This is a genomic window from Flavobacterium lacisediminis, assembly GCF_025909975.1.
GTDB classification, from domain to species: Bacteria; Bacteroidota; Bacteroidia; order Flavobacteriales; family Flavobacteriaceae; genus Flavobacterium; species Flavobacterium lacisediminis.
The window spans coordinates 41,543-51,453 of the sequence record NZ_JAPCIO010000010.1; the positions used below are offsets into that span (position 1 = coordinate 41,543).

Sequence of the window (9,911 nt, forward strand, 5' to 3'; positions counted from 1 at the left end):
GTATATACTATGAAACGATTTAAAGGTTTTGTAAAAAAAGAATTCTACCATATTTTTAGAGACAAACGATCATTGTTTATACTATTTGGTATGCCAATTGCTCAAATTTTACTGTTTGGCTTTGCTATAACAAACGAAATCAACAATGTAGATATTGCCATTTTAGATTATGCAAAAGATGCTGAATCTGAGAAAATTATCCAAAAAATAAAAGCATCAAAATATTTTAATATAGAGAATCAAATAGATAATGAAAAAGCTATTGAATCCGAATTCAAAAATGGAAAAATAAAAGCTGTATTACTATTTGAAAGAGACTTTGCGAAAAAATTAGAAAATCAAAAAAAAGCAACTGTTCAAGTTATTACTGATGCTACAGAACCTAATGTTGCTAATACTATTACAAACTATACACAATCCATAATTCAAAATTATCAAAATCAAAAAAACACAACTCAAAAACAAAGTGTTTCAATTGTTATGCAAACTCGAATGTTATACAATGCTGAACTAAAAAGCGTTTTTAACTTTGTACCTGGTGTAATGACAGTGATTTTAATGTTAGTTTCTGCCATGATGACCTCTATCTCTATTACAAGAGAAAAAGAATTAGGAACTATGGAAGTATTATTGGTTTCACCTCTAAAACCTTTTCAGGTGATTATTGGAAAAGTTTTTCCTTACGTTTTTTTATCAATTATAAATGCCGTTGTTATTGTTTCAATGGGCTATTTTATTTTTGGAATGCCAATAAGAGGAAGTCTTTTTTTATTAGCTTTTGAAAGTATTCTATTTATCATTACGGCACTTTCATTAGGCATTTTGATTTCAACAGTTTCAAATTCGCAACAAACCGCAATGATGCTTTCTTTAATGGGGTTAATGCTTCCTGTTATAATACTTTCAGGATTTATTTTTCCTATTTCGTCCATGCCATTACCCATGCAAATTATGAATAATATAATTCCCGCAAAATGGTTTATTATTATTGTAAAATCAATTATGCTTAAAGGAGTAGGAATAAGCTATATTATCAAAGAAACATTGATTTTGACATTAATGACATTGATTTTTATTGGGCTAAGTATCAAAAATTACAAAACCCGATTAGAATAAAAATTTAAAAAATGAGAACTATTTTATTCATAATACAGAAAGAGTTTAAGCAAATTTTTAGAGATAAAAGCATGCTGAGATTGATATTTATATTACCAATATTACAACTATTAATCCTTTCTAATGCAGCAACTTTTGATGTCAAAAACATTAGAATTTCATTTATAGATTCAGATAATTCTATTTCTTCACGTGTTTTAAAAGATAAATTTAATGCTAACAGTTATTTTAGTGTGACTAAAGAACTTACAAACCCAAAAGAAGGTTTAGATTTTTTACAAAAAGGAAGTACAGACATTGTGATAGAAATTCCCAATCAATTTGAAAAAATGCTTCAAAACGAAAAAAAAGCAGAATTACAAATCCAAATTAATGCCATAGATGCTGCTACAGCAGGAGTTCAAAATGTTTATGTCTCTCAAATAGTACAACAAGTAAATCAAGATATTGCTGTTAAAATTTATAATACAACTGAAAATCAAATTATTCTTAGTAGGATTGAAACTATACCCTCATTTTGGTATAATAACACTTTAAATTACAAGACCTTTATGGTACCTGGAATATTAGTTTTATTGGTAACAATGCTAACGCTTTTTCTTTCAGCTATGAATATTGTTAGAGAAAAAGAATTAGGAACTTTAGAACAAATTAATGTTACACCTATTAAAAAATATCAATTCATAATTGGAAAATTATTCCCTTTTTGGGTGCTTGGACTTATTATATTGAGTGTTGGATTAGTTATTTCAAAAGTAGTTTTTAATGTTCCAATGTTAGGAAGTATTCTTTTAGTTTATGGATTTACTTCTATTTATTTACTCTTAATTTTAGGATTTGGACTTTATATTTCTAACCACACTGAAACACAACAACAAGCGATGTTTATTGCGTGGTTTTTTATGGTAATTTTTATATTAATGAGTGGTTTATTTACACCTATTGAAAGTATGCCAAAATGGGCTCAAAACATCACCTTATTAAATCCTATTCGTTACTTCGTTGAGTTTATAAGAATGGTTTTATTAAAAGGTGCTGGCCTTAAAGAAGTACTACCTAATTTAGTAGTAATTTTAATTTTTGCAATATTAATTAATGGCTTAGCTGTGTGGAGCTATAAGAAAACGAATTAAGACCAAGGTCATTTCTTCTTGTTTTCAATTGATTTTGTCATTGGAATTTTAGAAATATCAAATATAATTGTCTCAGATCTTCCTTAAAAAAGTTCGAAACGCCTCTACTCTGCTCCACAAAAAACCCTGCAAAACATTGATTTTACAGGGTTTTTTATTTAAATCAACAACGCTAACAAAGGTTCTTTTTCATTTAAATATTGAAATTGAAAGCCTTTATCTTGCATTTTAGCTTTAACAAAAACAATATCTTCTTCATTTTTTACTTCCAAGCCAACTACAACTGGTCCAACATCTCTATTATTTTTTTTAATGAATTGGAAATAAGTAATATCATCAGATTCTGATAAAACATCATTTACAAACTCTCTTAATGCACCTGGACGTTGTGGAAATTGAATCATAAAATAATGTTTTAATCCTTCATATAGTAAAGAACGTTCTTTTATTTCTTCTGTTCGTTCAATATCATTATTGCTTCCACTTACAACACAGACTACAGTTTTACCCTTAATTTCATTCGCTATAAAATCCAAAGAAGCGATAGCTAATGCTCCTGCGGGTTCAACTACCATAGCTTCTTCATTGTACAATTTTAGAATTGTAGAACAAACTTTTCCTTCGGGAACTAAAATCATTCTATCTAAAGTGTTTTTACAAATAGAAAATGTTTCATTACCAACTTGTTTTACTGCTGCTCCATCAACGAATTTATCGATAGTATTTAAAGCTACTGGATAATTTTGATATAAGGCATGTTGCATGGAAGGAGCTCCTTCTGGTTCTACCCCAATTATTTTAGTATTTGGACTTAAGCTTTTGAAAACAGTAGAAACACCTGCTGCTAAACCTCCACCTCCTACGGGAAGTAAAAGATAATCAATTGATGGTACTTTTTCTGAAAGAATTTCTAATCCAACCGTTCCTTGACCTGCAATTACTTCTAAATCATCGAAGGGATGGATAAATTCTAATTGATTTTCGTTTGAAAATTGTTTAGCCGCATGAAATGCATCATCAAAAGTATCTCCAATCAAAACAATATCAACAAATGATTTTCCAAACAATTCTACTTGCTTTATCTTTTGATTTGGAGTTGTTTTAGGCATGTAAATTTTGCCATGAATTTGCAATAATTGGCAAGAATAAGCTACACCTTGCGCATGATTTCCAGCACTTGCACAAACAATTCCTTTTTCTTTTTGAACCTCATCTAAATGACTAATTTTATTGTAAGCTCCCCTAATTTTATAAGAACGAACTTGTTGTAAATCTTCTCGCTTCAAATATACCGAAGCTTGATATTTTTCAGACAAATTGATACTGAATTGGAGTGGTGTTTTAATTACCACTCCATTCAAATTATCTTGAGCTTTTACTATATTTTCAAATAAGGTCATTAGTTTAATTTTGGTCTTAACTTTCTAACTGCTGCTCCTGCTTGCCATAATTCAGATTCGCGGATTTCAGTTAATTCTACTTCTAATTTTTGACGGTAATCCGTTTTACTTCCTTCAGAAATCACTCGATTCGCTTCTCTTCCTGAAGACACTTCATCATATAAATTTTCAAAAACTGGTGTTGTAGCATCTCTAAACTTACCTTTCCAATCTAAAGCGCCACGTTGAGCAGTTACTGAAGTATTAGCAAACATCCAATCCATTCCGTTTTCTGCTACTAAAGGCATTAAACTTTGGGTTAATTCTTCAACTGTTTCATTAAATGCTTCTGATGGCGAATGTCCGTTTTTACGTAATACATTATATTGCGCTTCGAACAAACCCGCTAAAGCGCCCATTAAAATTCCTCGTTCTCCGGTTAAATCAGAATACACTTCTTTTTGAAAATCTGTTTCGAATAAATAACCAGAACCGACTCCAATTCCCAATGCGATGGCTTTATCTTTTGCTCTACCTGTGGCATCTTGAAAAACAGCGATACTAGAATTAATTCCTTCGCCTTTTAAAAACAATCTTCTTAAAGAAGTTCCAGAACCTTTTGGTGCAACTAAAATTACATCTACATCTGCTGGAGGTACAATTCCTGTTTTTTCATTAAATGTGATTCCGAAACCGTGAGAAAAATATAGTGTTTTGCCCGCAGTTAAATATTTTTTAACCGTATTCCAAGCTTCAATTTGACCAGCATCTGAAAGTAAATACTGAATGATTGTAGCATTATCGCAAGCTTCATCAATATCAAATAAAGTTTCTCCTTCAATCCAACCATCTGCAATCGCTTTTTCCCAGCTTTTTCCACCTTTACGTTGACCAACTATTACATTAAATCCGTTATCTCTTAAATTTAAAGATTGTCCAGGACCTTGAACGCCATAACCAATTACAGCAATTACTTCATGTTTTAATGTGTCTTGTGCTTTTTCTAATGGGAATTCGTCTCTTGTGATTACGGTTTCATTAACTCCTCCAAAATTTATTGTTGCCATATTTTTTCTTTTTAAATTTTAATTTACATTTGAAATACTTGATCCTTTTTATCTAAAAATTCGTTGTTTATTGTTTGTAATGCTGGATTTTTTAGTTCCATTTCTACTACTTTTTTATGAATACCTTCGCTTGCGTTAATAATGGCTATTCGGGAACTTCTTACAAATTCTATTAAACCAAACTTGTCTAGCTTTTTCAATAACTTATTGATTTCTTCTCCCTGACCTGTGGCTTCAAAAACTGTATAATCATTTCGAATAACAACCGCTTTTGCGCCATATTCTCTTAGCAAACGCTCTACTTTAACTTCTTTGATGATAACTTCAGTAGGCACTTTATACAATGCCATTTGTTGCCAAACAATCTCATCATTTGTATTGCAATACACCTTGAAAACATCTACAATCTTTTCAATTTGCTTTACCAAATTCTTCACGACAGCTTCTGCTTCAACAACTACAATAGTGAATCTATAAATATTAGGCACTTCGCTTGGTGACGTATTAAAACTCTCTAAACTAATTTTTCTTCTTGAAAACATGATGGCTATTTTATTAATTAGTCCGACATGATTTTCTGTATATATTGTAAGGGTAAATTCTTTTTTCATCTTCTTTCAATTAAATATCTTCTTTACACAAAACAATTTCCGAAACGCCTTTTCCTTGCGGCACCATTGGAAAAACGTTGTCTTCCATTCGAACGGCAACTTCTAACAAAAACGACTCAGGAAAATCAATCATTTCTTGCAAAGCCGATTTTAACTCTTCTCGTAAAGCCACTTTATTTCCTTTAATTCCATACCCTTTTGCGACTTGAACAAAATCGGGACTTTGGATATCGGTAAAAGAATATCGTTTTTCATGAAATAATTCTTGCCATTGGCGTACCATTCCTAAAAAACTATTATTTAAAATCAGAATCTTTACATTAGGTTTGAACTGCATAATGGTTCCTAGTTCTTGAATATTCATTTGTGCACCACCATCACCCATTACCGCAATTACGGTCCGTTCTGGTGCTCCATATTTTGCACCAATAGCCGCTGGTAAAGCAAACCCCATAGTTCCTAAACCACCACTAGTGATATTACTTCTGGTTTTGTTTTGATGTGAATAGCGACACGTTATCATTTGGTGTTGGCCCACATCCGTAACCATTACTGCTTCGCCGTTGGTTAATTCGTTAATTAATTGAATCACTTCACCCATTGTTATTTCACCTTCTTCAGGAAATAATTCAGGTTCAATTAACTTTTCCGTTTCAATGGCTATTGCTTGATGAAATTTTGTAATCCATTCTTGATGTGATTTTTGTTCTACTCTTTCCGTCAACAAAGGCAAAGTCTCTTTACAATTTCCCCAAACTGGAACGTTTACTAACACATTTTTATCAATTTCGGCTGGATCAATATCCAAATGAATAATTTTTGCTTGTTTCGCATATTTATCCAAACGACCTGTCACCCTATCATCGAAACGCATTCCAATGGCAATTAAAACATCGCATTCATTAGTAAAAAGATTAGGTGCATAATTTCCATGCATACCTAACATACCTACTGCTAAGGGATGATTCGTTGGAATAGCACTCATCCCCATAATCGTCCATGCTGAAGGGATTCCTGCTTTCTCAATGAATTGTAAAAACTCCTTTTCTGCATTTCCTAAAATCACACCTTGACCAAAAATCACAAACGGCTTTTTAGCTTGATTGATGAGTTCGGCTGCTTGCTCTACATATGAAATTCGGATATCAGGTTGTGGTTTATAACTTCTGATGAAGTCGCACTTTTGATAACCTTCATAATCAAATAATTGCAATTGAGCATTTTTGGTAATATCAATTAATACAGGACCTGGCCGACCACTTTTTGCTATATAAAAAGCTTTTGCTAAAACTGAAGGAATTTCGGAAGCATCTGTAATTTGATAATTCCATTTCGTTACTGGCGATGTTATGTTTACGATATCGGTTTCCTGAAAAGCATCCGTTCCTAATAAGTGGGCAAAAACTTGTCCCGTAATACAAACTAAAGGAGTAGAATCAATCATAGCATCTGCTAAACCCGTAACTAAATTGGTAGCACCTGGACCGCTTGTTGCAAATACAACTCCAGTTGCACCACTCACTCTCGCAAATCCTTGAGCGGCATGAGTTGCACCTTGTTCATGACGGACTAAAATGTGATTTAATTGCTTTTTATAATCAAACAAAGCGTCATAAATTGGCATAATGGCACCACCTGGATATCCAAAAATAGTGGTAACATTTTCCGCTAATAAGGCTTCAATAACAGCAACACTTCCTGAAACTAATGTCTCAGATTTCTGTTTTTCTGTTTCTTTTATCTCTAATGTATTCATTTTCTAAAATTCATCGGTTACACAACCATTTGAAGCATCGGTAACTAATTTGGCATACTTTAATAACACGCCATTAGTTACTTTTAACTTTGGTTGCTGCCACTTGTTTTTTCTATCTGTTAATTCTTCCTCACTCACATGCAAATGAATCGTGTTGTCTACTGCATTAATTTCAATAACATCTTCATCTTCAACTAAAGCAATAGTGCCTCCATCATAAGCTTCAGGCGAAATATGTCCTACTACAAAACCATGTGTTCCTCCGCTAAAACGACCATCGGTAATTAATGCGACACTTTTTCCTAAACCTGCACCAATTAAAGCGGATGTTGGTTTTAACATTTCTGGCATTCCTGGCCCGCCTTTTGGTCCGACATAGCGAATAACCACCACATCTCCTGCTTTTATTTTTTTATCTTCAATACCTTTAATTAATTCTTTTTCGCCATCAAAAACTCGAGCTGGACCTTTGAAAAATTCACCTTCTTTTCCAGTAATTTTAGCGACAGAACCTTTCGGAGCAAGATTTCCATATAAAATTTGAATATGGCCTGTTGGTTTTATAGGAGTTTCAATAGGTTTTATAATATTCTGTGTTTCGAAATCGATATCTGAAACCTCTTGTAAATTTTCTCGAATTGTTTTTGATGTTACGGTTAAACAATCTCCATGCAACATTCCTTTGCTTAATAGATATTTTAAAACCATTGGAACGCCGCCTTTTTCGTGAAGGTTTTGCATTAAATAATTTCCACCTGGTTTAAAATCGGCAATCAAAGGTGTTTTGTTGCTAATTCTTTGAAAATCGTCTTGAGTAATAGTTACTCCAACACTTCTAGCCATAGCAATCATGTGTAAAACGGCATTTGTACTTCCGCCAAGAGCAATTAAAACAGTCAATGCATTTTCAAACGCTTCGAAAGTCATGATGTCTTTAGGACATATATTTTGCTCCAAAAGTTGCTTCATGTAAAACGAAACTGATTCACATTCTTGAAACTTCTCGACGCTTATTGCTGGATTAGAACTTGAATAAGGCAAACTCATTCCTAAGGCTTCAATCGCAATAGCCATTGTATTTGCCGTATACATTCCGCCGCAAGCACCTGCACCTGGGCAAGCATTTTTTATGATTCCTTTAAAATCTTCTTCTGATATTGTTCCAGCAATTTTTTCTCCTAATGCTTCAAAAGCTGAAACAATATTCAAATCTTTTCCTTGATATTTACCTGGAGCAATTGTTCCACCATAAACCATAATAGATGGGCGATTTAATCTTCCCATGGCGATGATACTTCCTGGCATATTTTTATCGCAACCCGGAATAGCCACTACTCCATCATAATAATGTCCTGAAACTACACTTTCGATACTATCCGCTATAATCTCTCTGCTAACTAATGAATATCGCATACCGTCAGTTCCGTTTGTAATTCCGTCACTAATTCCGATCGTATTAAAAATTAAACCCACCATTTCATTTTGATTCACTTCTTTTTTTATCAAAGCGGCCAAATGATTCAAATGCATGTTACAAGTATTCCCATCGTAACCCATTGAAGCAATTCCGATGAAAGGCTGTGCTAATTCTTTTTCAGTCAGACCAATTCCGTACAACATAGCTTGAGCAGCTGGTTGCGTAGGATCTTGCGTAACCGTTTTACTATATTTATTTAATTCCATTATAAGTATACGTTTTGATATTCGTTATGCGCCACTCTTCTTTTATATTTCTTTTGAATTACCGAACCGATTGAATCTTCCCAATCTAATGGAAACTTATAATCATTAACCGACTGTATTCCAATTACTTCAGCTGCAGTTCCACAGAAAAAAGCGCTATCTGCTGTGAATACTTCCTCGGGTGTAAAGAATTTCTCTTCAATTTCGTACCCTAATTCTTTTCCTATTTCTAAAACCGTTTGACGCGTTATTCCTGCTAAAATATTTCCTAATGGAGCTGTAACTAATTTTCCATTCTTTTCAAGAAAAAAATTAGCACCAGGACCTTCTGCGATATACCCATTCATATCTGTTAATAAAGCTTCATCATATCCATTTGCTTTAGCTTCTGTAGTTGCTAAAATGCTATTCGTGTAATGTCCAACTACTTTAGCTTCAACAAAACATGATTTAGGGTTGGGTCTTTGGAACGATGATAACATCAATCTAAGTAATGAATCCCCTAAATATTTTCCCCATTCCCAAGCCATAATTGCCACATGAACTTCATCAGTTGGAGTTAATGACATATTTTCACCCAAATACACTAATGGTCTGACATAAGCATCTTTTAAATCATTAAGCTCTAGTAACTTATATGTAATTTGCTCTAATTCCTTTTCAGTATATTTCAAATTAATATGCATCACTTTTGCGGAATAATGCAATCTTTCATAGTGTTCCTTTGCTTTGAAAATTCGGACACCATCTGGAGTATCGTAGGCTCTAATACCTTCAAATACGCCATTACCATAATGCATTGTTTGATTGTAAATACTTACTGGAGCATCTTTTACTTTTACAAATTGACCGTTTAAAAAAATGGTGGTGTTTTCGTTGTAATACATAATTTTTAAAATTTTAAAATAAAAAAAGCCTTTCCCTAAAAACGGAAAAGGCTTATAATAATCAAACCAATCCGTCTATATAACACGAATATTTTTTATAATACTAATTGAAATATTTATATTTTCCATTTGTTAACTACACTTAATAATTAGAACTAAAAGTCCAATCGAAATAATGGTATTTATTACGATTACGATTTTGTTCCATATATTAGGACTTGTTTTCATTTATCTTATTAATGAGAAGTGTGCTTTAAATTGTTTTTTAACTCCATTCTC

The 9,911-nt window shown here is 32.7% G+C and carries 8 protein-coding genes; 2 read left to right on the forward strand and 6 right to left on the reverse strand.

Annotated features, from left to right (window positions below):
- Nucleotides 1-9 precede the first annotated feature (9 nt).
- Both OJ995_RS12515 and OJ995_RS12520 read left to right on the forward strand, forming a co-directional pair.
- Nucleotides 10-1,116 (forward strand): ABC transporter permease, encoded by a 1,107-nt coding sequence (locus tag OJ995_RS12515; RefSeq protein WP_264369738.1) that lies wholly within the window; start codon nt 10-12, stop codon nt 1,114-1,116.
- Nucleotides 1,117-1,127: 11 nt separating this feature from the next.
- On the forward strand, nt 1,128-2,249 hold the full coding sequence (locus OJ995_RS12520) for an ABC transporter permease (protein WP_133606744.1): 1,122 nt from the start codon (nt 1,128-1,130) through the stop codon (nt 2,247-2,249).
- A 158-nt stretch (nt 2,250-2,407) separates the two neighbouring features.
- On the opposite strand, the gene ilvA is transcribed toward OJ995_RS12520, so the two are convergent.
- Genes ilvA through OJ995_RS12550 form a run of 6 tightly spaced genes read right to left on the reverse strand, consistent with a single transcriptional unit; the run spans nt 2,408 to nt 9,632 of the window.
- Nucleotides 2,408-3,649: a threonine ammonia-lyase IlvA gene (gene ilvA / locus OJ995_RS12525; RefSeq protein ID WP_264369739.1), complete on the reverse strand. Its 1,242-nt coding sequence runs from the start codon at nt 3,647-3,649 to the stop codon at nt 2,408-2,410.
- The gene (gene ilvC, locus OJ995_RS12530) at nt 3,649-4,695 is read right to left on the reverse strand and encodes a ketol-acid reductoisomerase (protein ID WP_264369740.1); all 1,047 of its coding nucleotides are present in this window, start codon (nt 4,693-4,695) and stop codon (nt 3,649-3,651) included. Before ilvC ends, ilvA begins: the two co-directional genes overlap by 1 nt.
- A 23-nt stretch (nt 4,696-4,718) precedes the next feature.
- Nucleotides 4,719-5,306, reverse strand: a complete 588-nt coding sequence (gene ilvN, locus OJ995_RS12535) for an acetolactate synthase small subunit (RefSeq protein WP_133610890.1) — start codon at nt 5,304-5,306, stop codon at nt 4,719-4,721.
- Nucleotides 5,307-5,316: 10 nt separating this feature from the next.
- Complete coding sequence (gene ilvB / locus OJ995_RS12540) at nt 5,317-7,062, reverse strand: biosynthetic-type acetolactate synthase large subunit (RefSeq protein ID WP_264369741.1); 1,746 nt, start codon at nt 7,060-7,062, stop codon at nt 5,317-5,319.
- A 3-nt stretch (nt 7,063-7,065) separates the two neighbouring features.
- Complete coding sequence (gene ilvD, locus OJ995_RS12545) at nt 7,066-8,745, reverse strand: dihydroxy-acid dehydratase (protein ID WP_264369742.1); 1,680 nt, start codon at nt 8,743-8,745, stop codon at nt 7,066-7,068.
- Complete coding sequence (locus OJ995_RS12550) at nt 8,745-9,632, reverse strand: branched-chain amino acid transaminase (RefSeq protein ID WP_264369743.1); 888 nt, start codon at nt 9,630-9,632, stop codon at nt 8,745-8,747. Before OJ995_RS12550 ends, ilvD begins: the two co-directional genes overlap by 1 nt.
- Nucleotides 9,633-9,911 lie beyond the last annotated feature (279 nt).